The sequence below is a fragment of the Magnetovibrio sp. PR-2 genome, from assembly GCF_036689815.1.
Lineage (GTDB): Bacteria > Pseudomonadota > Alphaproteobacteria > Rhodospirillales > Magnetovibrionaceae > Magnetovibrio.
The window spans coordinates 11,879-37,368 of sequence record NZ_JBAHUR010000003.1 but is presented as its reverse complement, the minus strand read 5'-3'; the positions used below and the strand labels follow the sequence as shown (position 1 = coordinate 37,368).

At 56.5% G+C, this 25,490-nt stretch carries 22 protein-coding genes; 14 read left to right on the top strand and 8 right to left on the bottom strand.

Going from position 1 to position 25,490, the window contains the following annotated elements; all coding sequences use genetic code 11:
- Positions 1-38 precede the first annotated feature (38 nt).
- The 11 genes from V5T82_RS05020 to V5T82_RS04970 all read left to right on the top strand — a co-directional run bounded on the left by V5T82_RS05020 (position 39) and on the right by V5T82_RS04970 (position 11,685).
- Positions 39-374 (top strand): TusE/DsrC/DsvC family sulfur relay protein, encoded by a 336-nt coding sequence (locus V5T82_RS05020; protein ID WP_332894512.1) that lies wholly within the window; start codon positions 39-41, stop codon positions 372-374.
- Positions 375-570: 196 nt separating this feature from the next.
- On the top strand, positions 571-1,311 hold the full coding sequence (locus V5T82_RS05015) for a respiratory nitrate reductase subunit gamma (protein WP_332894511.1): 741 nt from the start codon (positions 571-573) through the stop codon (positions 1,309-1,311).
- 11 nt (positions 1,312-1,322) lie between these two features.
- Positions 1,323-2,819 carry a sulfate reduction electron transfer complex DsrMKJOP subunit DsrK gene (dsrK, locus tag V5T82_RS05010; protein ID WP_332894510.1) on the top strand — a complete coding sequence of 499 codons (1,497 nt, stop codon included), beginning with the start codon at positions 1,323-1,325 and terminating at the stop codon, positions 2,817-2,819.
- Between the two features lie 87 nt (positions 2,820-2,906).
- Positions 2,907-4,847, top strand: coding sequence for an NAD(P)-binding protein (locus V5T82_RS05005; protein WP_332894509.1), 1,941 nt, complete (start codon positions 2,907-2,909; stop codon positions 4,845-4,847).
- Between the two features lie 35 nt (positions 4,848-4,882).
- Positions 4,883-5,371: a hypothetical protein gene (locus V5T82_RS05000; protein WP_332894508.1), complete on the top strand. Its 489-nt coding sequence runs from the start codon at positions 4,883-4,885 to the stop codon at positions 5,369-5,371.
- Positions 5,368-6,132, top strand: coding sequence for a sulfate reduction electron transfer complex DsrMKJOP subunit DsrO (dsrO, locus tag V5T82_RS04995; RefSeq protein WP_332894507.1), 765 nt, complete (start codon positions 5,368-5,370; stop codon positions 6,130-6,132). The genes V5T82_RS05000 and dsrO overlap by 4 nt, the downstream gene beginning before the upstream one ends.
- Before the next feature lie 5 nt (positions 6,133-6,137).
- Positions 6,138-7,355: an NrfD/PsrC family molybdoenzyme membrane anchor subunit gene (gene nrfD, locus V5T82_RS04990; protein ID WP_332894506.1), complete on the top strand. Its 1,218-nt coding sequence runs from the start codon at positions 6,138-6,140 to the stop codon at positions 7,353-7,355.
- 189 nt (positions 7,356-7,544) lie between these two features.
- The gene (locus V5T82_RS04985; RefSeq protein WP_332894505.1) at positions 7,545-8,549 is read left to right on the top strand and encodes a glycosyl transferase family protein; all 1,005 of its coding nucleotides are present in this window, start codon (positions 7,545-7,547) and stop codon (positions 8,547-8,549) included.
- 22 nt (positions 8,550-8,571) lie between these two features.
- On the top strand, positions 8,572-9,990 hold the full coding sequence (locus V5T82_RS04980) for a cobyrinic acid a,c-diamide synthase CobB (RefSeq protein WP_332894504.1): 1,419 nt from the start codon (positions 8,572-8,574) through the stop codon (positions 9,988-9,990).
- Positions 9,991-10,022: 32 nt separating this feature from the next.
- Positions 10,023-10,850 carry a uroporphyrinogen-III C-methyltransferase gene (cobA, locus tag V5T82_RS04975; protein ID WP_332894503.1) on the top strand — a complete coding sequence of 276 codons (828 nt, stop codon included), beginning with the start codon at positions 10,023-10,025 and terminating at the stop codon, positions 10,848-10,850.
- Entirely contained in the window at positions 10,843-11,685 is an 843-nt protein-coding gene (locus V5T82_RS04970) for a CbiX/SirB N-terminal domain-containing protein (RefSeq protein ID WP_332894502.1), read from the top strand. Before cobA ends, V5T82_RS04970 begins: the two co-directional genes overlap by 8 nt.
- On the opposite strand, the gene V5T82_RS04965 is transcribed toward V5T82_RS04970, so the two are convergent.
- From V5T82_RS04965 to V5T82_RS04945, 5 genes are all read right to left on the bottom strand, one after another.
- The gene (locus V5T82_RS04965; RefSeq protein WP_332894501.1) at positions 11,648-12,580 is read right to left on the bottom strand and encodes a DMT family transporter; all 933 of its coding nucleotides are present in this window, start codon (positions 12,578-12,580) and stop codon (positions 11,648-11,650) included. The genes V5T82_RS04970 and V5T82_RS04965 overlap by 38 nt on opposite strands.
- Before the next feature lie 322 nt (positions 12,581-12,902).
- Entirely contained in the window at positions 12,903-17,027 is a 4,125-nt protein-coding gene (locus V5T82_RS04960; RefSeq protein ID WP_332894500.1) for a coiled-coil domain-containing protein, read from the bottom strand.
- Between the two features lie 188 nt (positions 17,028-17,215).
- Positions 17,216-18,310 carry a sulfite exporter TauE/SafE family protein gene (locus V5T82_RS04955; protein WP_332894499.1) on the bottom strand — a complete coding sequence of 365 codons (1,095 nt, stop codon included), beginning with the start codon at positions 18,308-18,310 and terminating at the stop codon, positions 17,216-17,218.
- A gap of 84 nt (positions 18,311-18,394) precedes the next feature.
- Positions 18,395-19,240, bottom strand: coding sequence for a universal stress protein (locus V5T82_RS04950; RefSeq protein WP_332894498.1), 846 nt, complete (start codon positions 19,238-19,240; stop codon positions 18,395-18,397).
- A 40-nt stretch (positions 19,241-19,280) separates the two neighbouring features.
- Positions 19,281-19,601 carry a hypothetical protein gene (locus V5T82_RS04945; RefSeq protein WP_332894497.1) on the bottom strand — a complete coding sequence of 107 codons (321 nt, stop codon included), beginning with the start codon at positions 19,599-19,601 and terminating at the stop codon, positions 19,281-19,283.
- Between the two features lie 208 nt (positions 19,602-19,809).
- Between V5T82_RS04945 and V5T82_RS04940 the strand changes: the two genes are divergently transcribed.
- Positions 19,810-20,715 (top strand): LysR family transcriptional regulator, encoded by a 906-nt coding sequence (locus V5T82_RS04940; protein WP_332894496.1) that lies wholly within the window; start codon positions 19,810-19,812, stop codon positions 20,713-20,715.
- Between the two features lie 2 nt (positions 20,716-20,717).
- Here V5T82_RS04940 and V5T82_RS04935 read toward each other — a convergent pair whose 3' ends face one another.
- Positions 20,718-21,458, bottom strand: coding sequence for an SDR family NAD(P)-dependent oxidoreductase (locus V5T82_RS04935; RefSeq protein WP_332894495.1), 741 nt, complete (start codon positions 21,456-21,458; stop codon positions 20,718-20,720).
- A gap of 41 nt (positions 21,459-21,499) precedes the next feature.
- On the opposite strand from V5T82_RS04935, the gene V5T82_RS04930 reads away from it, so the two are divergent.
- Positions 21,500-22,087, top strand: coding sequence for an SOS response-associated peptidase (locus V5T82_RS04930; protein ID WP_332894494.1), 588 nt, complete (start codon positions 21,500-21,502; stop codon positions 22,085-22,087).
- Between the two features lie 103 nt (positions 22,088-22,190).
- Entirely contained in the window at positions 22,191-22,931 is a 741-nt protein-coding gene (locus V5T82_RS04925) for an ABC transporter substrate-binding protein (RefSeq protein ID WP_332894493.1), read from the top strand.
- 78 nt (positions 22,932-23,009) lie between these two features.
- Here the strand turns inward: V5T82_RS04925 and V5T82_RS04920 are convergent, their stop codons facing one another.
- Together V5T82_RS04920 and V5T82_RS04915 are read right to left on the bottom strand one after the other, a co-directional pair.
- Positions 23,010-23,876, bottom strand: coding sequence for a universal stress protein (locus tag V5T82_RS04920; protein ID WP_332894492.1), 867 nt, complete (start codon positions 23,874-23,876; stop codon positions 23,010-23,012).
- A 65-nt stretch (positions 23,877-23,941) separates the two neighbouring features.
- Positions 23,942-25,483: a bifunctional aminoglycoside phosphotransferase/ATP-binding protein gene (locus tag V5T82_RS04915; protein ID WP_332894491.1), complete on the bottom strand. Its 1,542-nt coding sequence runs from the start codon at positions 25,481-25,483 to the stop codon at positions 23,942-23,944.
- Positions 25,484-25,490: the final 7 nt, after the last annotated feature.

Here is a 25,490-nt window from a genome sequence, read left to right as displayed (position 1 = left end):
CCCCAGGGGTTCTGAGCTTACATTAGGAGACTAAAAACATGGGTGCATATTCCGTAAACGGTACCGACTACGAACACGACGAAGAAGGCTACATCCTCGACGTGAACACGTGGAACGAAGATCTGGCGAAAGTCATCGCTGTTGACGAAGGTCTGGAAATGACTGACGAGCACTGGGAAGTGGTTTCTTTCCTGCGCGAATACTACAACGAATACCAAATCGCACCGGCTGTGCGCGTTCTGGTTAAAGCTGTGAAGAAAAAATTCGGCGCAGAAAAAGGTTCAAACAAATACCTGTACGAACTGTTCCCGTACGGTCCGGCTAAACAAGCATGTAAAATTGCTGGTCTGCCGAAACCGACCGGTTGCGTCTAAGGCGTATTGATTTTGGGGGCGGACGTCTTCAGCGTCCGCCCCTGAATATCACCTTTTTTTAAAGACTAAATTTAACAAGACAGCACAGGCAATTAGGCCTGAACGCTTGAAGACCATCTGATCGCGTACTTTAGCTGTTTCTAATGACCATTTGTTTTGCAATTTTGCAGTGACTTGAGTTGAGGACCATTACGTGATGTCGACCGTGTCGGTGATCTACGCACTTCTCTTCTACGCAGCGACGGCCCTGCTGGTGTTGGGCTTGCTGTGGCGCATCAAAACCTATGCGACCACGCCGACGCCGTTGAAGATCCCCACCATGCCCGCCCCGCTGACGAAGCCCGGTGCCGCTTTCCGTGTATTCAAAGAAGTCGCCTTCTTCGAAAGCCTGTTCAAATCCAACCGCTGGATTTGGGTCTTCGCGGTTCTTTTTCATGCCGGTCTGGCCTTGGTGCTTTTGCGTCACGTTCGTTATTTCCAAGCCGACGTCTTTTTGATCATCAAGCTGATTCAGCCGTTTGGCATCTATGGCGGCATGGCGATGGTTGCAGGCCTGTTGGGTCTGTGGGGTCGTCGCATCGTGCAAGAACGCATCCGCTACATCTCTGGTCCCTCTGATCACCTGATGCTCGCTTTGTTGACCATCATCGGTGCCACGGGCCTGGGCATGAAATACGTGATGCACACCGACATCATCGCGGTGAAAGCCTATTTCTTAGGGCTCATGCGCTTCTCGATCCAAGAGCTGCCGGCCGACCCGCCGCTGCTGATCCATCTGGGCGCTGTGGCTTTGCTGATGATTATTTTCCCGTTCAGCAAACTGTTGCATGTGCCCGGCGTGTTCTTCAGCCCGTCGCGCAACCAAGTTGATGACGCCCGTGACAAACGTCACCTGGCACCGTGGGCCGCCCCCATGGACGCCAAACGTGAAGCCTAAGGAGTTCGATCGTGGCTGACCAAAAATTCGAAACCCCCGCGTTCCGCGAATTCCGCGACAATCCTGAGATCGCTCCGGATGCCATGGATCACTCGTCCCCGTTCGTGGCCAAGCCCGAACATAACGAGCCGTTGGATTTCCCCGGTGAGCTGGTTGACAACTGGGAAGAAAAAGCCGTCGAAAAACTGGGCGAGCTTTTAGAAAAGAACCGTGCGTTGCGCGTCTATCTCGACAGCTGCGTAAAATGCGGTGCGTGCACGGACAAGTGCCACTATTTCTTGGGCACCGGCGATCCCAAAAACATGCCGGTCGCACGCCAAGACTTGCTGCGGTCCTTGTACCGTCGTCACTTCACCTTGGCTGGCAAAATCGCCCCGGGTTTGGTCGGCGCAAAAGACATGGACAAGGAGATGCTGGACGACTGGTACAAGTACTTCCACCAGTGCTCCCAATGCCGCCGCTGTTCGGTCTTCTGCCCGTACGGCATCGACACGGCCGAGATTTCCATGGCGGCGCGCGACATTATGGACCACATCGGTCTGGGCCAGAAATACTGCAACGAAATCATTTCCAAAGTTCACGTCATCGGCAACAACTTGGGCCTACCCCAAGCGGCCTTGGTCGACACTATGGAAGGTCTTGAAGAAGACGTTCTGGACGACGACGGCGTGGATGTGAAATTCCCGGTCGACGTCGAAGGCGCTGACGTTTTGCTGGTCACCCCGTCTGCTGACTTCTTTGCCGAGCCCCACGTGGACGGCTTGATCGGTTACGGTAAGGTCTTCCACCAAGCCGGTATTGATTGGACCGTGTCGTCTTATGCGTCCGAAGCGGCGAACTTCGGCATGTTCATCGGCTCTTACGAACAAATGCACAAAGTGTCCAACCGCATCCGTAAAGCGGCCTTGGACCTCGGCGTTAAACGCATTGTGTTCGGTGAATGCGGCCACGCTTGGCGTGTTGCGTATTCGTTCCTGAACACCTTGGCGGGCCCGTGGGATTTCTTGGATCCGAACTATCCGGTCCCGCAGCACATCTTGGAAGTCACCAACGACTTGATCAAGACCGGCGGCATCGTTTTGGATGCGGAAGCCAACGACGACAAAGTCTTGACCTTCCATGACAGCTGCAACGTGGCCCGCGGTTCACGCATGGGCGACGTCGAAGGCGGCCAATTCATTATCCCGCGCGAAGTCATCAAGGCATCGTGCAACAACTTCGTCGATATGGATCCGCAAACGATCCATGAAAAGACCTTCTGCTGCGGTGGCGGTGGCGGTCTGCTCACGGACGATTTGATGGAACTGCGCGTGAAAGGCGCACTGCCCCGCATGGAAGCGTTGGACGACGTGGTGAAAAACCACGGCGTGACGCACATGGCGGCAATTTGCGCAATTTGTAAGTCTCAATTCTCCAAGGTGATGCCGTACTACGGCTTCTCCATGGACATGGTAGTCAGTGTGCACCAGTTGGTCGGCGACGCCCTCCAATTGGGCGCGAAGGAATAACGAGCCCAGGCAGCCCACTGCCGGGCGTGACAAGAAACAGGGCATCACAGAGGGGCCAAAGCCCCCTTGCGAGGAAGGAAGAAAAAAATGAATGCGGATCAGGCTTTAAATTATCGTCGTTACGAAGAAGGCGATGAAAAGTACGACGACTTGCAGGAAAAGATTTTCCAAGCGGGTTGGTCTTATAAGTGCCCGACGTACGTGCACCGCACACCGCCGTGCCAAGGCTCTTGCCCGTCGGGTCACGACATCCGGGGTTGGTTGGCCATTGCACGTGGCATGGACAAATCCCCGGTTGAAGGTCAAGCCTGGCAAGAATATGCGTTCAACCGCATGGCTGAAGCCAACCCCTTCCCATCCGTCATGGGCCGCGTTTGCCCCGCTCCGTGCGAAGACGGCTGCAACCGTAACGAAGTCGACGACCAAGTCGGCATCAACGGTGTGGAACAATACGTTGGCGATTACGCCATCGAAAACAACCTGACCCTGCCCAAGCCCGAAACTGAAACCGGCAAGAAAATCGCCGTCATCGGTGGCGGCCCGGGTGGTCTGTCCGCCGCATGGCAAATGCGCCGCAAAGGCCACAGCGTCACGGTTTTCGAAAAGCAAGACAAACTGGGCGGCATGATGGCTTACGGTATCCCGGGCTATCGCGTACCGCGCGACATTCTGGACGCTGAAATCAACCGCATCCTCGACACCGGCGTCGAAGCCAAAACCGGCGTTGTGATCGGCAAAGACATCACCGTCGAGCAGCTGGAAGCCGACTATGACGCGATCTTCTGGGCCGTTGGCGCACAGAAAGGCCGCGGCCTGTTCCTGGACAGCTGGGAAGGCACCGAAAACTGCATCAGCGGTGTGGCCTTCTTGGAAGCGTTTAACCAAGGCAAGCTGCACTACACCACCAAAAAAGTGGTTGTCGTCGGCGGTGGTGATACGTCCATTGACGTTGCATCCGTCGCCCGTCGTTTGGGTCACATCTCCACCATGGCGGAAAAAGACCGTCCGGAATCTGTTGTGTTGGGTCACACCGCGCACGACGTTGCCTCTGCCGCTCAACGCGAAGGTGTTAAATCCGTTCTGACGTCTCTGTTCCCGCTGGAAGAAATGACCGCTTCCGAACGTGAGCGCGACGACGCAACCCGCGAAGGTGTCGAAATCAAAGGCGGCGTGATGCCGGTCGACATCATCAAAGACGACAACGGTCGCGCCACCGCATTGCGCATGTGCGAATGCACCATGGACGGCATGACCCCAGTTCCGGTTGAAGGCACCGAGTTCGATATCGAATGCGACTTGATCGTGTCTGCTATTGGTCAGTTCGGCGACTTGGCTGACGGCCTCGAAGCTTTGGACAACGGCAAAGGCTTCATCGACACCAACAACGTCTATCAAGTCAAAGGCAAAGAGAAGCATTTCGCTGGCGGCGACATCATCCGTCCGCACCTGCTGACCACGGCTATCGGCCACGGCTCTATTGCTGCGGAAAGCATGGACCACATGTTGGCAGGCAGCCCGGACGAACGCCGTCCGAAAGTTGACGTGCACCACTTCAACCTGTTGGAAGAACTGCACCAGCGTGACCGTGACCCGGCTGAATACTCTTTGGAACCGGTCCGCGGCACTGACGATGCAGGCTTCGCAATTCACAACTACGAAGATCGTTCAAAATCTCAAGTCATCCCGCACGACGATCTGTTCTTGGGTCAATTCACCCATGATCCGGTTCAAAAGCGCGATGAGAAGCACATCGGTGCCGACGAAGTTCTGGGCAACTTCGAAGAACGTCTGGTTGCGTTCAACGAAGAACAAGCCCAACACGAAGGCGAACGTTGCATGAGCTGCGGCATGTGCTTCGAATGCGACAACTGCGTGATCTTCTGCCCGCAAGACGCTGTCTTCCGCGTCAAGCGCGACGAAATGACCGTTGGCCGCTACGTCGCGACGGATTACGACAAGTGCATTGGCTGCCACATCTGCCGTGATGTTTGCCCGACGGGTTACATCCAAATGGGTCTTGGTGAATAAGCACCGGGACCGCCTAGACTAAGGAGGAATGTCGAATGCGTTCGGCTTCTCAAATTCTAAGCCTCACAATATTGGGGTTTGCCCTTTTGACCGCTGGACTGGGATTATCGTCCCCAGCCCAAGCGGGCGATGTGCCGCTGCCCAATCCGGCAAAGGCCTTTAAGGGCGAACAGTGTATCGAACCCACCGATGTGATGCGCCGTAACCATTTTGACTTCCTCAAACACCAGCGCGACGAAACGCTGCGGGAAGGCATTCGCGGTCAGAAATACAGCCTGAACGACTGCATCGACTGCCACGCTGTGACGTCCCCGGACGTTGCCGGTGGCAAGTTGCGCACGCTCAAGCCGTTCTGCAAAGAATGCCACGACTACGCTGCCGTTTCGATCGATTGCTTCAGCTGCCACACGGGTGCTGCGGTGCCCGGCATTGGCAAACAATCCGCCCTGCCAGCAGATCATAGCGACAAAGCCATGATCGCCGTGTTGGAGAAACACCTCGATCAAGAGGGGGCGAAGCCATGACGAATAAACTTATGGATACAGTAAACCAAGCGCGCCGTGACATGCTGAAAACCGGTGCAGCGGCGGCTGCGGTGGTCACCTTGGCCCCCGGCATCACGCTACACACGGCACAGGCTGCCGTCTCCGGCCCCGCCACCAACGCCAAACGCTGGGGTATGTTGGTTGACGCCAATGCCCCCGAAGCGGTGTGGGACGTTGCCGTGCAAGCGTGCAAAACCGAACAAGGTTGGGGCGAAGGTTCCAACAAATCCGGTGAAACCAACGACGCAACCGATCCACAATGGATCCGCAAGGTTTCGCTGAAAGATCCCAAAACCGGTGCCAAAGCCACCCTGCCCGTCATGTGTCAGCACTGCGCCAAGCCGCCGTGCGTGGACGTGTGTCCCACTGGGGCTTCCATGAAGCGTGCCGACGGCATCGTTTTGGTGGACAAGCACATCTGTATTGGTTGTCGTTTTTGCATGATGGCCTGCCCGTATTCCTGCCGTTCGTTCGTGCATGAAGACGTTCAGCGCCAACGCCCGCACATGCCGCGTGGCAAAGGCACCGTCGAAGCCTGCACCATGTGTGTACACCGCGTCGACAAGGGCCAACAACCGGCCTGTGTCGAAGCCCTGAACAAAGCTGGGTCCAACGCCATCATGTTTGGCGATTTGAACGATCCGAATTCTGACATCGCCCGTGCCGTTGCCAAATACAAAACGCAACGCATTCGCGCCGACTTAGGTGTCGAGCCAGGCGTTCATTACCGGGGGATTTAAGGACTATGGCTGCAGATCTTACTGTCTATAAAGAAATCGAAGGCAAAAGCGGCAACTACTTCGCTTTGATCGGCTGGCTGGGCATTATGCTTGTCGCCGCGCTCACCGCCTTTTACACCATGGAACACCACGGTCACGTGATTTCCGGCATGTCCAACGCTGTTGTTTGGGGCACGCCGCACGTGTTTGCGATCTTCTTGATTGTGGCCGCTTCGGGTGCGCTGAATGTGGCATCCATTTCATCCGTATTTGGCCGTTACCACTACAAGCCTTTGTCGCGTATTTCCGCGCTGAGCGCTGTCGCCTTGCTGGCCGGTGGCTTGATGGTGTTGGTACTGGACCTTGGCCGTCCCGATCGTTTGATCGTGGCCATGACCTATTACAATTTCAAATCCATCTTTGCCTGGAACATCATTCTCTATAACGGCTTCTTCGTCATCGTCTTGGCCTATCTGTGGATGATGATGGAACGGCGCATGAACCCGTATTCCAAAAAAATCGGCATGCTGGCGTTCTTGTGGCGCTTGGTGCTGACCACAGGTACCGGTTCGATCTTCGGTTTCTTGGTCGCCCGCCCGGGTTACGACGCCGCGATCATGGCACCGCTGTTCATTGCCATGTCGTTTGCCTTTGGTTTGGCCTTTTTCATTATCATGATCTCCATCACGTACCGCTCCACAGGCCGTCCGCTGGGTGATCTGATCTTGTTCAAAATGCGCAACTTGTTGGGTGTCTTTATCGCGGCCGTTCTTTACTTCACCGCCGTGCAGCACGTCACCAACCTGTACGCCGCCGAGCACGCGGGTATCGAAGCCTTCATCTTGTGGGATGGCGGCATCTACACGTTCTTATTCTGGGTCGTGCAAATCGGTTTGGGCAGCTTGATCCCGCTGGCGATTTTGTTCAACCCGGCCACGGGCCGCACCTGCCAAGGCATCATGACCGCAGCCACGCTGGTCATCATCGGCGGCATGGCGCAGCTTTACGTCATTATCATCGGTGGCCAAGCCTTCCCGCTGCAACTGTTCCCGGGCATGGAAGTGTCTTCCAGCTTCTTTGACGGTGTTGTGCACGCTTATGCGCCCAGCCTTCCGGAAGTGACCTTGGGTCTGGGTGGTTTTGCCACGGCAATCTTAATCATTGCCGTTGCCGTAAAATACCTGCCGTTGCTGCCCAGCAGCCTGTCCGACGCGAAAGTCGATCCGCACCACAAAGCGGGCTAAGACAGGCACACGCGATCAGCCGTTCGTTTCCGGGGGGAAGACCGGACGGCGCACCCGGGGGGTCCCAGGCTTTTGGCTTGGGCCCCTTCGTTGTTTAAGGCCCCCACACTGCGAAGATTTAAGGGTCTTCGTTTTTTCCCCAAAGGGAGCTATTGTGCCCCTTTCTTTGAGAGATTTGGACCTAAGAGCATGAGCACCGAACACCCCTTTGCCCAATTCATCCGCATTATCGGCCGTGGCCCCAACCTGTCGCGCGCGCTGGACGAAGACGAAATGTATGAAGCGGCGAAAATGATCGTCGAAGGCACGGTCGAACCGTTGCAGCTGGGTGCATTCCTGTGCATCTTGCGTGTGCGCACCGAAGTCCCCGGCGAAGGTGCCGGATTTGTGCGTGCCATGCGTGACAGCTACCAAGTCCCTGCCGACGCACCGAAGGTGGACGTCGACTGGGCGACCTATTCGGGCAAAAAGCGCCAACTGCACTGGTATCTCTTGGCGGCCCTTTTGCTCAGCCAAAACGGCGTCACCATTTGCATGCAAGGCACCGAAGGCCACACCGACGACCGGATTTTCTCCAGCGAAGCTTTGGCCCAACTGGGCGTTCCCTTGGCAGGGTCTCTGGATGAAGCCGCCGCCCAAATCCGCGCCACCAACTTCGCGTATCTGCCGCTCAAGAACTTCGTACCGCGCCTGCAAGAGATCATCGAGCTCAAACACATCTTGGGCGTTCGCTCCCCAGTCAACACGTTTGCGCGGATGTTGAACCCGTTCAATGCCGAACACGAAATGCAGACCGTGTTCCACCCGAACTACCGCGACATCCACCGCGACACGGCGGAACTGTTGGGCCAAAAGCATATGGCTGTGTTCAAAGGCGAAGGCGGCGAAGCGGAACGTCGTCCGCACAAGCCAGTGACGGTTCAATACCTGCACAACGGTGTGCAAAACGAAGAAATGTGGCCCGCCATGATCGGTGAAGACGCGTTCTACAAGGACGAAAACCTTGACGTCACGCGCCTGCCCAAAATCTGGAACGGCGAAGAAACCGATGAATATGGTGAAGCCGCCGTGATCGGCACTGCGGCTTACGTTTTGCGCCTCATGGGCCGTGCCGACAGCCCCGAAGACGCCGTTTCCCAAGCCACCGACATGTGGACCGCACGCAACCGCGACCAAATGTTCCAAGCGGCCTAAACGAAGGACCAGAGACCTCCCCATGGGACACATCTTCATTTCAGCCACGCATAAATCTTCGGGCAAGACCATGGTCACCACCGGTCTTGCCCGGGCCTTTAAGCTGCGCGGACACAAAGTTCAGACCTTTAAGAAAGGGCCGGACTACATCGACCCCAAATGGCTTGGCGAAGCGTCCGGACAGGCGTGCTATAACGTGGACTTCCATACCCAGTCCGATGACGAAATCCGCACGCTTTTCGCTGCGAAGGCCCAAGGTTCCGACATCGCCATCGTCGAAGGCAACAAGGGCCTGCATGACGGTGTGGACGTTGACGGATCCAACTCTAACGCCGCCATGGCGAAGTTGCTCGGTGCGCCAGTGATTTTGGTGATCGATACATCCGGCATCACCCGTGGTGTCGCCCCGCTGTTGCAAGGCTATGTCAACTTCGATCCGGACCTCAACATCGCCGGCGTGATTTTGAACAAGGTCATGGGCCCGCGCCACGAAGACAAACTGCGCGCCGCCATTGAACGTTACACCGACGTTGAAGTTTTGGGCTGCGTCTATCGCAATCAACGCGCCAGCGTGGATGAGCGTCACATCGGCCTGATCCCCAGCAACGAACATCCCACGGCCAGCACCCGCATCGAAACCTTGGCCGAACAAATCGCAGAACAGGTGGATTTGGACAAAATCGAAGCCATTGCGGCTTCAGCCCCTGCCCCACTGGTCCAGCAGATGGAAACAGAGCGCGTGCGCCCCAACGTGCGCATTGCCGTGGCCAAGGACGCTGCGTTTGGTTTCTATTACCCCGACGACTTGGACGCGCTGAAACAAGCGGGCGCACAGATCGTTTACTTCAACGCCATCAATGACGTCTACTTGCCGACGTGCGACGGCGTCTTTCTGGGCGGCGGATTTCCCGAAACCCAGATGAAGGCCTTAGAAGCCAACAAAACACTGCGCAACCGCATCAAGGCCGCTATCGAAGCCGGCCTGCCGGTCTATGCCGAGTGCGGTGGCTTGATGTATCTGTCGCGCTCCATATCCTGGCATGAAGACAAACACGACATGGTTGGCGCAATCCCAGGCGACACCACCATGCACCCCCGCCCCCAAGGCCGAGGCTATGTGCACTTGGTCCCCGCAAGCGATCATCCGTGGAAAACGGACGAAGCCGACTGTGTCTTTGAAGGGGACCATATCCCCGCGCACGAGTTTCACCACTCCAGCCTTGATAACTTAGACGGCGAGCACACATATGCTTTCCAAGTTAAACGCGGGCATGGGATTAACGGAGCGCACGACGGCATTGTGATCAACAATTTGGTGGCGGGGTATGCGCATCTGCGCTCCACGTCACGCTGCCGGTGGGCCGAAGCTTTCACAGCGTTCGTGCGCCAGAAAAAACAAGACAGAAACGGCGCCCCGTCCCCTGCACAAGTGGCAGGCTAACCGCGCCCCAAAAAGACTTTAAGGAAACGACCTTGAACGAGAACAGCACACAATCCAAAGACGTCAGCGTATTTATTGTCGGCGCAGGCCCAGGCGATCCGGGGCTGCTCACCTTGAAAGCTGCCGCGTGTCTCAAGAAAGCCGACGTGGTGGTTTACGACCGCTTGGTGTCCGACGACATCCTCGCCATGGTCAACCCAGATGCAGAAAAAATCTTCGCCGGCAAAGCCGCGCGCGATCACTTCATGCCCCAGGACGAGATTAATCAGACCTTGGTCGATCTGGCGCGCTTGGACAAAACCGTGGTGCGTCTCAAGGGTGGCGATCCGTTTATCTTTGGGCGTGGTAGCGAAGAAGCCATGTTTTTGGCCGAACACGACATCGATTTTGAAATCGTGCCGGGCATCACCGCGTCTGCGGGCTGCGGCACGTATGCTGGTATTCCGCTGACCCACCGGGGGTTCGTGACGGGCGTGCGGTTCGTCACCGGGCACTGCCAAAAAGGCCAGCATTTGGATCTGAACTGGAAAAGCTTGGCCGATCCGCAAACCACGTTGGTGATCTATATGGGGCTGATCAACGTAGAGAAAATTGCCGAGGAGTTGATCAAAGCAGGCTTGCCCGCCGACACCCCCGCGGCAGGGATCGAGCGCGGCACCACGCCGGACCAGCGCACCATTACGACCACGCTGGAACGTCTCCCCGCCTGCATCGAACGTGCAAACCTGAAAGCTCCGTCCTTGTTGATCATCGGCAAGGTGGTGGAGCTGTCCAAACCCATTGCCTGGCATACCCCCGCACACGAATGCATGTTGGAAGATTCTGAAGAAACCGGAGAGTTGACCCCCATAGATGGCTGATCAGAACAGCACCGTTCTTAATTTTTCCGCTGCGGGATTGATGATCGCGGCACACGGCTCTCCCTCAACGCCGGGGGGGAAGACATCGACCCGGCGACACGCAGAAACCATAAGAAAACTAGGGCTTTTTGCCGAAGTCAAAGAAGCCTTCTTGACCGAAAAACCGTTCGTCAAAGACGTGCTGGACACGTTTGAAACGCCCGAAGTTTTCATCGTGCCGAACTTGGCGTGCGCGGGGTATGTGTCGTCCAACAAGCTGCCCCAGGCCTTAGGCCTTACGGGTCCGGTGACGGAGCGCATCAACGCTAACGGCCATCAGCGCGTATTTCTCTGCGATCCGGTCGGCTCTGACCCGGGCATCGTCAAAATCGTCGCTGGGCGTATTGCTCAGGGCATGGCGGAATTGAATGTGCCGACCGACGGCACCGAAGTGGTGATGATCGGCCACGGCTCGCAAAAAAGCTCGGCCTCGTTCCACTGTACCATCAACTTGATCGAAAGCCTGTCCGAACAAGGCATGGAGCTGCCGCTTACCAGTGCGTTTTTGGAAGAGCCGCCGTTCATTGAAAGCTGGCGCGAGTTGACGGATGCGAAGACGGTCGTGTTTGTGCCGTACTTGATTTCGGACGGCTATCACGGCGCCGACGAAATCCCCCGCGACATCGGCTTCAATCCCAAAGACGAAGGCTTCCAAGAGCGCCTCAAACAAGGCAAGCCCAATGAAATTGAGCTTGAAGGCCGTCGTCTAGTCTATCTGCCGCCCATCGGCGACGCACCGGAGATGGCCGAACTGGTGCTCAATCAGGCGCGCGCGGCGCAGGTTGAGAACGCCTAATTAACCGCCCGTCGATCACCAACAATCCCACCGCAATCAATCCCATACCGATCATGGCATCGGTTTCCAAGCTTTCGCCCAAAAACGCCACGCCCAACAAAATCGCGCTGACGGGGACCAGGAGTGTCACCAGCAACACGTTGGTGGCCCCTGCAGTGGCGAGGACGCGGAAGTAGAGGATGTAGGCCAGCGCGGTCGAAATGACAGCTAAGCCCAGCATCGCCGCCCAGGCTTCCAATCCTGGCATCTCCAGGCCCCAAGGTTGGTCCACAAAGGCGCTCAACGGGATCAACATGACTGTAGACGCCGTGACTTGTCCGGTGGCGGTGTGCAGCGGTTTGACGCCCAGGGTGTGGAACCGTCGTCCATAGGTGCCCGCGAACGCATAAGAGAGCGCTGCGCCCAAAATCGCCAGCTGGGCCCAGACGTTGGTGCCCAGACCGTCCAGAAGTTCCGGCCCAACCATCACCGCTACGCCTATGAAGCCTACAACCACGCCAATGACTTTGCGCGGGCTGAGACGTTCATCGGCCAGTAGGACATGCGCCACCACCACCGTGAAAATGGGCGTCATGGCATTCAAAATCGCAGCCAAGCCCGACGCAATGTGCCCTTGGCCCCACACAATCAGCGTGAACGGGATGAGGTTGTTCAAAAACCCCATGACAAAAAATGCCCGCCAGACAGGCCAACCACCTTTGATGGGATCACCCTGAACCATGAGAATGAGATGCAAAGCTATTGCGGCTAAGCCGACCCGCAAAGCCACGATGGTGAGCGGCGGCAAGTCGTCCACCAACACGCCGACAAAAAAGAACGACCCGCCCCAGAGGATGGATAGCGTGACCAGCATCAGCCATTCTTTGGCGGTCATGGAGGTGTTGATGGTGGGCATGTGGGAGGGTCCTTTTATACCAATTTTCATCCGTCGCTCCTGCGAAGGCAGGAGCCTATGGGCTTCTCAGCGTAAAATCTCTAACGATCACTTCTGAGCAACCGCCCATGGACCCCGGATCAAGTCCGGAGTGACGATTGAGTGTGTGGCTTCGTTGACAGCTTCCTCTGACCCTAGATTAAACGGAAACACACCGCATTCCGGTTCTTGCGCAAAGCTCAAAAAAAGGGGGCGGAAACCGTTTGGTTTCCGCCCCAAGATGGGCCCCCTGACTTGGGGCCCTCCCCCGAAAATCGAAAAATCGATAAATCTATAAACGTAATTATATGTCTCTTCCGAGCGCTTTGGAAAGGATCATATACAATTTACCCATGTCAGACGACAAAAAAGTACTTTCAAGTACGCCATCATGGTCACGTTCGCGAGCTTTGTCCATCATTGAATTGAATTCAGAGACATACCGGCCGACATAATCGCGGAACTCGCCATCTTGTTGGTAAATCGATTTGATGGACGCCAGCGTGTTCTTTTCTTTGAAGCCCAACATTTTGCGCGTGAAGATACCCTTCTCGCCCTTGTTGAAGCGGCGCCAGTCGTCTTCGGAAATCGGCACCTCGACAATGCGCGCCAAGTCGACGGCCAGAGATTGCAGTTTTTCGGTGATAAAAGCGGATCGACGCATGAAGTCTTCCACGTGCGCTTTGTCTAGCGTTGAATCCAAGGTTTCGTTGAGCTTTTGGGCATGCTGCACAGCACCCATGAGATCGCGTGTGCCTTTGTCCACTTTGGCCCCGACTTGAGTGAGCTGCTGAGACACTTCGTTGGAGACTTTGGACAAGTCCTGCACCCGTTCGCGCAAGCTCTGGTCCCACGCCACCACGTTGGCCAGCGATTTTTCGGTCGTTTGGGCCACGCTGGCGCTTTGTTTTTCCAAAGCATCGCCCAACAAGTTTGCCCCTTGTTCGGCACGCGTATACATGCGGTTGAGTTCGCTGAGTTGACCACGAGCACGTTCGTGACTGGTTGAGAGGCTTTCCGATACGCGCTCGACGTCTTTGACACCCTCGCGGGTTTGATGGTCGGCTTGTTCCAAGAAATTGCGGATGGACTGAATGCTCTCTTCGGTGAGCTGATGAACCCCTTCGACGTGGGCGTCGAAAGTCTGCCCAATTTGGCTGAGTTTGCCCAGCGCATCGTCAGAAACCTGGGCCACTTCACGGGCTTGATCACGCAGACTTTCATTGACGTGTTCCGCGCGTTTAGTGGCTTGGTTCGACGCGGTGGACAGTTCGCTCAAACGCTGGCGCAGCATATCACCGGCGCTGTCTAAGTTTTGCACCGTGCTGTCGGACATCTTACTCATTTCGCCGGCAGAGACTTTGATCAAGTCGCTGACGCGCTCCAGCTCACCCGCAGCACGTTCAGACGCGGTTGAAAGGTCCGATGTCTGGTGGTGGAAGGCATTGGTGACCAAGTCAATCAACTTGGCCGCCTTGTCTACCGACTGGTTCACACCGTGGACTTCATCATTCAAGCGCGTGCCCACTTCGCCGAGTTTGCCAGCGGCGCGGTCAGAGGCTTCCATCAAGCTCCCCGCTTGGCGATGCATGTCTTCGGAGAACGTCCGAATGTGATCGGACGCACGGGTGTAAGAGTGCGTCAAATCTTCGGTCCGGCGAGACAACAATCCACCCAAATCTTCCAAGCGGTCCCCGGCCCGGTCAAGCGCACCATCCAAATCCGACGTGTGACGGCGGAAGGTTTCAGAGATGCCCTGCAGACGGTCGCCCGCTTGGTTGGTGGTGCGCGCGGCGTCTTCGGCGCGTTCGCCCAAACGGCGGGAGACACCGTCCAGTTCGCGCTCGGCCGATTCAATGCGTTGAGTAACCGCACGTTCGCTTTCACCCATCACTTCGTTCACGCTGCGCACACGGGTGACGGCATCGTCTGAAACGGTTTGCAGGCTAAACGCACTTTCTTTGAGCTTCTCACCCGTATCCAGCAAACGATCCGTGGCTTGGGTGCCCAAATCGTCCAGCTCACGGGTGTGAGCTTTGATGGTGTCGCCCATCACGTCAATACGTTCCGCAGCTTGTTTGGACGCGTCGGTCAAACCTGCGGTCTGGCGGTGAAGCGCGTCGGACACCAAAGAAATCAAGCGTGCTGCACGGTCCGAGGCCGAGCCCACTTCGCGAGAGCGTTCCAACAATGCCCCGGTCGCTTTGTCGACGTTCTCCACCGCCGAAGACGTTACTCGGGACACGCCTTCGGTTTGGGCTTCGAGGGTTTGGCTCACCGATGACAAACGTTGTGTCGCTTCGTCGGAGTTCACCATCAAATCTTGCAGGTTTTGGCGTACAGCTTCGCCCAGCTCGCGCAGGCGATTTTCGGCGCGCTCGGACGTGTTTTCCATCATCTCCGTGCGGTCTTCCAACTGCTCGCTGGCCGACGTCACCAGTTTGCCTGTGCGTGCGGCCACATGGACCAAATGCTCGGTTTGTTGTTCCAACGTATCGCCTGCACTGTTGAGCTTTTCGTTCGCGCTGTCGGCAATGTTTTCCAAGAACCGCGCGCGGTCTTGCACCGTTTCACCCAGCTCAGAAAAGCCCGCGACGGCTTTATCGGACGCCACTTTGACTTCATCCAGGTTTGTGCGAAACGCGTCTGCCGTTTCCAATGTTTTGGCCGAAGACGCATTGATACCGTCCAAGCTTTCTTTCAGCGTCCGCGTCGCACCCGCAATGGACAAAGCCCCGCCCTGCGCACTGGTGGTCAGACGTTTAGAGCCTTCTTCCATCAAGCGAGTGGCTTCAGACAATGCGTTTTGAGCATCCTTGGAATTTGCACCCAAGTCCGTGTTGACTTCATGCATGCGGGCCGCCACATCGCCCAAACCATGAATCGCCGTTTGGGAAGAGGTCTTGATGTTTTCGGTTTGAATCTTAAGCGTGTCGGCGGCGTCTTTCACGCGCCCTTCGGCCTCGTCACCCGTTGCCAGCAATTCATCTTTGCGCGCCTGAATGGATTTACCGACGGTCTCGACTTGATCCAAGGCTTTGGCGGAAATATGGCTCAAATCCAAAGAGGTCTTGCGCAACAACTCGCGCACTTGCGCGGACTGCTCCGACGTGCTGTCCGCCGTTTCCGCCATGGCTTTGGCTTGGGTTTGGAAGGCATCGCCCGCAGCCTTCATCCGCAACGAAACCAAGTCGGACGCCGCAACCAGTTCGTGGGCATGCTCACCCATGGTTTCAGACATGGACGTGACCCGCGACGTAACTTTGTCCGCCGTTTCGTTGAGCGCCGTGGTTTGGCGTTCCAGACTGCTTTCGACTTCGTTGGCGTGGGCAGCTGCGTCCAAGCTCGCGCGCTCAAGTTCAGATTGTTGACGACGCAAGCTTTCGCCCAAGCGGTTCACTTGGGTTTCCATGCGATCCGCACGCGCGCCCATGTCGGCCCCGGCGCCCGCCAACAGCTCCGACCCCGTTTCGATGTTTTTCATGGCATCTTCGGTGGCAGAATTGATGTTGGTGATGCGGTCATTCAATATCAAACCTGCACTTTCCGCGCGCGCCGCCGTCTCGGCCGAAATGCGGGTCATTTCTTCGGTGCGTTGATGGAACGTGTCGGCCACGTCCAAGGCGTGGCGCGATCCGGTTTCAGAGATCTCGGCCAAGTCCTGAATACGGCGTTCCAAAACTTCCACCAAGTCTTCGGCGCGCGTATTGGCGCGATCCGTTGCGTTGGCGATTTCGTGTCCACGGCGGTGTAACACATCGCTAACGCTTTGCGCGCGGGTCTCGGCTTTTTCCGACACGTCGCGAAGCTCTTCCGTTTCGCGGGACAGGGCATCCGCCACCGCGCGGGCGCGCAAATCAGCGTCTTCGGACACGCGCGACAGTTCCAATGTGCGTTCGCGAACCTGCGTGGTGATGGCTTCGGCGCGCTGATAAGCTTCGTCAGACGCTTTCGAAAGGTCTTTGGCCTGACGGCGCAAGCTGTCGGATATTTCTTTGACCCGGCTTTCGGAACGATCCGTGGGGTACGTCAGTTGGCGAATTTGCCACCGCAGCTGTCCGGTTTCCGAGCGCAAGCTGTGACCCCGCTCAAACAAAGCGATGACCATCCACAACAACGCCAAGGGCGTCAAAACCCCCGCCGCCAAACCGCCGATTTCATGGGGGAGAAGCTCAAACAGCACATCCCAACCGACATACGTGGAGATGTACTCTGCAGACAGCCACAGCCAGCCTGCCGTCAGCATCACACCAAACCCGGTGGCTAACTTGTAGCGCAGATAAAACGGCTCCGCCCAGGTATCGAACTCCTGTGGCGGTTCAAATGCGGGCGCGTCGGCAGCTTCGTCTGGGGTTTCAACACCCAAACCCAGCTTGTCCAACGCACCTTTTTGTTCGGTATTTTCCTGGTTCTCAGAACCCGTGACCATCTCTCACCGCTGGCTTTTTGCCCAATTTCATTCGGAAGAGATCATACACCCCCATATAGAGGCGGTAAATAGTGACGCAGCACTATATATTGTGGAAAACTTGGCAGATCGGTCTACGATTTCAGCCAGATGTGCAAAAGCGGGATGAGAGCCTGTGGATAACCCGGACTCTCACCCTCTTTTGCAATTTAAGCCGACGCGGCGTTTGCGGCTTCGGCTTCGGCCTTTTTCTGGCGTTTGTCTTCGGCGATGCCTTTGATCAAGGCGATGACGATGGCCACGGCACCCGTCAACAAGGCCAAGGCCAGAAAGGCGAAACTGATGTTCGAAAGCCACGTGCTCAAGGTTTCGCCCATCGCCGTGATCAGGCCCATGTCGGACAGATACACCGGAACTTTGAAGAAGCGGCTGACCAGCACGATCAACATGATGGTGGCCATAATCATTTTAACCACCCAGTCTTTGACGTAGGTCGTGCCGATGGCACCGATTTGCACGCCAAACAGCGAGCCCGCCAAGATGATCATCGCCAAGCGAATATCGACGAAGCCGTCCCAGGCATAGAGCATGGAGCCGCCTGCGCCCATGACAAACGCCACCACCAGTTCGGTCGCCGTCGCCATGATGGCCGGAACGCCCAGCACATAGATCATCGCCGGAACGCCGATGAAGCCACCCACAGCGATGGAGGCCGCCAGCAGACCCGTCGCGAAACCCAAAGGTGCGATGAAAATGACGGAGATTTCTTTGTTGCCGATGGATTTGAAGCGCATCATAGTGCCGGGGATGCGCACCGTCTGGACCCACTGGGCCAACTTGGTGACTTGGTGTCCGGCGTCCTCGCTGCCTTCCATGTCATGACGACGCCCGCGCATCGCGTCGCGCATCACAAAACCGCCGACCACGGCCAAAACCACGACAAAAATGCCAGAGACATATAGGTTCGTGCCCGTATCACCAAAAGCATCGCGGATATCGGTCATGAAGCCCTTGCCGACAATCACGCCCGCTTCGGCAAAGATACCCATCATGATGCCGAGCTTCACATCCACTTGGCCGTACTTGGCGCGCTTGATGGAGCCCACCAAGGCCTTGGGGAATTTGTGCGCCATGTTGGACGCCACAGCGACAATGGCGGGCGCGCCTAAGCTCATCATCGCCGGCGTCATCACGAACGCGCCGCCGGAACCAATAAAGCCGCTGACCATGCCGCCGATGAAGCCGACTAGAAACAACAATGTGACCATGGTGGGGGTGAGGTCGAGAAAGGTGATGGCTTCCATAGGGAAACTCCTTGAGGCCGAGCGTGCGGCCCGTTTCTTATTCTTGTTTCACTTTCGAGGGGGGAGGATCCTCAGTTTTCAGTTTTAGCCGCCGCGTGCAATCAACACCGGCGACGAGGTCTGGTTGATCACCCGTTCAGCCTTGGAGCCAAACAGCATGCGACCAATACCCGTGCGACCAAAGTTGCCCAAAACGATCAGGCCCGCTTTGCGGTCAGCAGCCACATCGACGATTGTGTCGTCGGCGGGGCCCTCTTCCACAATGCCACGCGCTTGAACGCCTTGGTCTTCCAAGAACGTCAATACACGATCGACAATGGGCTGAGCTTCGTTCTGACGGCGCTCGGAGTGCACCGGAACTTTGACGGACAAAACCGACAGGGGCACATTCCCAGCTTTCGCCAATTCAGCGGCAAACACAGCCGCCATATCGGAAAAGCGCGAACCGTCCGTCGCCACCAAGATCGATGTCCAAACCGTCGCCTTTTCCGGAACCACCAAAACCGAGCACGGGGCGTAGCCAATGACCTTCGCCGTGGCATCGCCCAACATCAAACGCGCCAAACCACGACGGCCCTTTCGGCCCATAATGATCACGTCGGCAGAAATATCTTTGGAGGTATCGACGATCACTTCGTAAGGGTCGTTGCCGGAACGCACATGTCCTTGGCACTCAACGCCTTCTTTCGAAGCCGTTTCAACGATGCGCTCAATCACCGCATCGGTTTGCTTGCCCGCTTCGATGTCATTGACCTTGCCCATCCACCCGGCTTCACCAGGCGAAGAGATTGCGGAGAGGATATGAAGTTTGGAGCCGTGCTCTTTGCAAACTTGAATGGCAATGCGTTCTGCACCAGCGCTCCATTCGGAGCCGTCCGTTGCCAACAAAACCGTTTCAAACCGCCCAATAGGCGAAAGCTGTGGAGCCACGGCCACATCCCCCTGTGTTGTCATCACCGAGGTCATGTTATCACCGTTTCGCTTTCAAACCCAAGGCATCCCAGAAACGATCCGTGAAAATTCCGTGGACAATCGAAAACACAAACGCAAGAGCAATGGGCAGCAAGAAGAACGTACGATCACCCCGGTTGGTCATTTCAGCCACGTGGCGGATGTCGTCGTTGAAATAATACAGGCCGTAATACAGCGCCGCACTCATCAAACCAAAAGCGATAGCAGCTTTGGCCTGCGGGCGCAGCATCAACAGGTTGCGCAAACGCCATTTGCGCCGTTTGGGGGTCCCGGTCCCGAGGGCGGCACCGTCAATATGCGTGACCATTGTTTCGGTCATCCTTTGCTCCTACTCGTATTGCAGCGCAAAAATTTCATTCCAAAGTGGAATTAATCGTAAGTTCTGAGAGATGACTAATCCCCTGCTTTCAGGCTAGAAAGGCTCCAAAAGCTGCAGAACTACCCGAAAATGCGCGATAAATTCTGACCGGAGTATCTTTCTAAAGTTGCCGCTTGGCTATTTCTTTATTTTCTTCTAATATTCCTAAATGGAATATAAAAATCTCCCAGACATTCGTGGATGGGCGGCGCTGCGCGCAATTGTGGAAAAAGGCAGCGTATCTGCCGCCGCACACGCGCTCAACGTTGGTCAGCCCGCCGTGACCAAGCGGTTGTCCACGCTGGAAGACAGCTATGGCCTCAAGTTGGTGGAGCGCTACGGCGGCAAAATGCGCCTGACCGAGGCTGGAGAGAAGGTCTACTTTCTGGCTGTACAAACCCTGGACCGCCAGCTTTCCCTGCGCCAAGAGTTGGAAGGCCTCAAACAGGGCAAAAGCACCCTACATTTGGACGTGACCATCGCCATCGGCGAGCATTTTTTGCCGAAACTGCTGCTGCGATTCTCTGAACTTTATCCCGAAAACCGCATCAACTCGCGTTTGGTCTATGGCCGCCAAAGTGAAAACAACTTAGCTCGCGGCGTTACCGACTTAGCCCTTTTGGAACGCCCGCCCGAACATCCCGACCTGATGGTGCAAAAATGGATGGACGACGAATTGCTGTTGGTGTGCGGACCCGACCACCCCTTGGTGGATGAAGACATGATCCCCATCACCATGCTGCTGGACATGACCTTCGTCTTGCGTGAGCCGGGGTCTTCGTCACGGCTGGATCTGGACGAAGCGCTGGAGCGCATCGGCATTCACAAGCTGGATGTCGTGTTGGAGGTTGGGGCAACAGATGCTTTGGTGGACGTTCTCGTGCCCGGGCAACACGTGAGCTTCCTGCCCCGCTTCGCCGTGCAAGAGCACATCGACAAGGGACGGCTTCACCACATCAAAGTCAGCAACTTTCGCATCATGCGCACCCTTTGGATCGCGCGTCACAGAAACAACATCGACCATCCGGTGGCTGAGGCCTTAATTGGAATTATGCGTGAAGAGCGTGTGGCCTAGTCTCAGTACATATGCTGGCCGCCGGTGACCCAGATCTCGGTCCCGGTGACGTAGTTGCTGTCTTCTGAACACAGGTAATAGACCGTGCTCGCCACATCCTTGGGCGCGCCCATGCGATCCAGCGGGATGCGCGGAATTAACGCTTCGTATTCCGGTTGGATCATGGAGGTCTCAATCTCACCCGGAGCAACGGCGTTGACCCGCACGTCCAGCGCGGCAAACTCCCCGGCCATTTCACGGGTCATGGCGCTGAGAGCGGCCTTGGAAATCGAATACGCCGAACCCGCAAAGGGATGAATGTAGTGCCCGGCGATGGAGGTGATGTTGACAATCGCACCTTTGGCATTGTGCAGGGCTGAGGCAAAGCCACGCGACAAGCGCAGGCTGGCAAAGAAGTTAATCTCGAACACTTCGCGCCACGCATCCAGATCGCCGTTCAAACAGCCCAAGCGTTCCTTAAATGGCGTTTTGGGCGACAGACCTGCATTGTTGACCAAGGCGTTTAACGGTCGCCCGTCCAAGACCTTGGTAGCCTCGGAAATGAACGCGGCCACGCTGTCGGCATCCGACAAGTCGGTGGGAATATGCGCCAACCAATCGTCATGGCTTTGGAAGTCGTCGGGCGCGTCACCGCGCGCGCACGTGATGACTTGCCAGCCGCGTTCCAGAAACAACTGAGCCGTCGCGTGACCAATGCCACGCGATGCGCCTGTGATGATGACTGTTTTTGTATCTTGAGCCATACTTGAGAAGTTAGTTCAAACAGCTTTGCGATTCCAGTGGTATGTGCGGACGTTTCGAAGTCAAAGAGGCCAACAAGAAGATCAAGAAGCGCTTCGGGCTCAAGCTCGCCCCGCCATCTGTGCGTGGGCCTGAGATGAAACCCACAGATCGCATCCTCACCATTGACGGGGAAAGCGGGCACGCGCGCGGCCGGCTTTTGGGGTGGGGGCTGAAAGTCGATTGGGACGCCAAACCCTTAATCAACGCGCGCGCCGAAAGCTTGCAAGACAAACCCACATTTCGCCCCCTTCTCAACCGCCGCTGTCTGGTGCCCGCCAGCGCGTACTTCGAATGGCAACGCCCCCAAGGCGGGCCAAAACAAAAGATGCGCATTCACCCCGGTGGCCAAGACCTCTTCGCCATGGCCGGGCTGGTGGGTGCGGACGGGGATACGGTCACCATCATCACCACAACACCGTCAACGGACATCGCAGATATCCATGACCGCATGCCGGTTATTCTCAAACCCGAAGACGAGAGTCTTTGGATTGATCCCTCCCTTTCGTTCGACGCGTTGGCAGATAAACTCCAAGCTTACAGCGCCCCCATGGCGTTTGAGAACGCGGATAAAAGCCCTGCCTTGTTGTAGATCATGATTCTTTTTTGAAGCTTTCAATCTTAGGCTGGCTTTGTGCGCAGGACTTGTCATAATCAGCTCAACTTTTGTAACCGAATAGCAGCAGAGAGAGTTTATGAAACATCTTCTTGTCGCAGCCTTCACAACCGCCGCCACGCTGGTGGGTACTGGCGCATCTGCGCAGTATTACGGCCAGCCGTCCTACGGTTATGGTCAGGGCAACATGCCCCCACAAAACCAACAACGCTACGCCCCGCGCAACCCGCGTTATGCACCGGGATGTTGCGTTAAACGTCAAGCCCCACAAGTTGCGCCTCAGGTCGCGCCGCGCACCTACGCACCGCGCGCACCGCAAGTGGACTTTAAGGGTGCACCCGATCCGGCCGTCAACGTCAAACACAACATCGAAGCGTTCCGGAGCTTCGTCGCCAAAGCCCAACAAACGGGAATCGATCGCACGACCGCCATCGGCATCATCGCCGATCAAATCGCCACCGACATCGATTTCAACACCATGACCAAGATGGCTTTGGGCCGTTTGTCCATGCGCATGTCACCGCAGCAAAAAAGCAGCGCGCGCGAAGCTTTGCAAACCAACTTCACGACGAAGCTGGTGGAGCTGGCGGGTGACAACATGAACACCCAGTTCCAAGTGGGCAAAACGCGCATCGGCACATCCAAGGGCGAACGGGTTGTTCCCTTGATGGTCAAGCGTGGCCAAGGCGAACCGATCACGGTGAACCTGCGCTACTATCATACCAACGGCAAATGGAAGGTGTTCGACGCGGAGGCCAGCGGCCAAAGCGTCGTCATGTTTTATCGCGGCTATTTTGCTCGCCAATTCCGTGTTAGGTAACTAAGCCGCCTTTGAATCAAGGCCCCTCATCATTAAAAACACCACCTGAAACGACGCTTCGTTTTGGGTGGTGTTTTTTTAGTGCGAAAACAAAACGGGCAGCCCAGCCTGTTCCATCAACGAGCTCGTCACGCCGCCCATCACCGTTTGCAGCAAACGCGAATGGGAATACGCGCCGCACACCAATATATCAGCACCAATGTCGGCACACCCTTCCATCAAGGCTTGACCGACGTCGTTATGATCTGTGCCGCAGTCCACAACGCTCGACGAGACGCCATGCCAAGCCAGATAGCCTTGCAACTCTAGTGCGCCATCGGGTTCAGTCCTGTCCGTACCACACGTCAGCACCGAAACCTTTTCAGCATTTGCAAGGAAGCCCATTGCGCCTTGCACCGCACGCGTGGCTTGGGGCGTGCCGTTCCAGGCAATGGCGATATGGCTTCCGATATCTTGAATAATCGCTTTGGGCGGCAACACCAGCACCGGGCGCCCACACTCGAACAAGGCCGTTTGCAGGGTTAGCGCGCGCATCGGGGACGCGTTTTCGTCTGGACGCATGGTCACGATCATATCCGCCAAACGACCACGCGCAGCCACTACCTCATCCTCGCGTCCAATGGTTTCTCGCCATTCCACTGTGGGGGCGTTTCCTTGGTCGAGAGGCATGGTCGTGTGTGTATAGTCGCGCGCTGAGTACAAGCGGACAAACAAACGTTCCAGTTCGTTCGCGCGGACAAGCGCGTTTTTATCCGCAGCCTCGACCATCTCTTCAATCATGTCACCGGACATGCCTTCGCCAAACAACGGCACAGCGTCGCGCGGGTCGGCACGCACGTGCAAGACTTCCACATGTGCGCCAAAGGTTCGGGCAATTTCAAATGATGTGTTGAGCAGGCCTTCGTTGTCCGATGCCCCATCGACGGGAACCAAAATCGTGCGCATGACCATATATCCTCTCTGATGACCCTTGTTCTATTTTGAACCGAAAGCGGTTCGAATGAAAGGTCTTAGAGGTCGAGGTAGCTCAGCGCCTGCGCATCCGTTTCTGCGCGAGTACCGGACGAATTGATTTTGTGCCAGCCCACTTCGCCCAGCTCATAACCCAGCTGCATTTGCACCACAGCAGCGTCCGCGTCGGACGGATTGTTGGTGCGCTTGGTCACACGCTCTTTCATGATGTCTGGGGAGGCTTCCAACCAAAAGCCGTCAAACGGAACGTCCATGTCTTGGGCGACTTCGGCAATGGCCGTACGTTCTTCGGGTTTGGAAAAAACACAGTCCGCTATCACCGAATGGCCCGTTTCCAACACATCCGCTGCCATGTCGAAAACAGCTTGATAGGTCCGTTCCGACATTTCCGGCGTGTAGCTTTCGGGTGGTAGTTTGTCCAGAGGATGCACCCCGGCGAGGCGTTTGCGCATGACGTCACTGCGGATCACACGCGCCCCTGGGGCTGCGCCGATGTATTGGGCGAGCTCGCGGCCCAGGCGTGACTTACCACTGCCCGACAATCCCCCCACCGCGATCAAGCGGGGTTCGGGCGGATTTAAGTAACCGCGCGCCATATCCAAATAGCTCTGCGCGTCTTGAGACTGTTGGGCTTTGAGCGCGTCGTCATCCACCGATTTCGCCACCGCGCACGCGACAAACGAACGCACCGCTGCGCGCACGCTCAAGAACAAGGGCAACACCGACAGCCCCACCGTTTCGCCCATGATGTCCAGATAACGGTTCATGGTCACGTTGGCCAAGGTCCTATGCCCCCGATGGTCCAAGTCCATCAGCAAAAACGCCAAGTCGTAGAGCACGTCTATGGTGGAAAACTGCTCGTTAAACTCGATGCAGTCGAACAGCACCGGCTCGCCGTTTTCTAAGAAAATGTTGCGCAGGTGCATATCGCCGTGACAATGGCGCACAAAGCCCGTGAGGCGGCGCTGTTGCAGCAAGATGCCCTGCTCGTCCGCCATGTCCAAGGAGCGGTCCGTGAGCTCCTTCACATGGTTCATGTTCAAGATACCCGGGGCGTTTTCTTGGAACGATTTGTGATTGCTTTCGATGGTCAGCGCAATCCCGGTGCGGCCACCACCGTCTTGACGGGCGTCGGCTGTGGCGTGGAAGCTCGATATTTTGTCAGCCAAGTGTTCCATCAAATGGCGCCCCAGCTTGCCCTCTTCAGCCAAGCGGTCGAACAGCGTGCTTTCGTCAAAGCGCGCCATCTCGATCACCCAATCGACCACCTCACCCGGCTCGTTCAAGAGCAGTTTGCCCGTTTCATCCGAGCGCGTGATGGGCAAAACGCCCCGATACATCCCCGGCGCGGTGCGGCTGTTGAGCCTCACTTCCGCTTCGGCGTTTTTTAAACGCTTTTCTTTGGTGGAATAATCCATGAACGGAAATTCCACCGCACGCTTGAGTTTCAACACACGGGTCTTGCCGATAAACACTTCGGAAGCATGGGTGGTGACGCGACCGACCTCTTCGGTTCCATCACGAAACACCGAAGGATCGGATAACAGCGCCACCTGTTCGGACTGGTCGTCTCTAATCATGTATGCA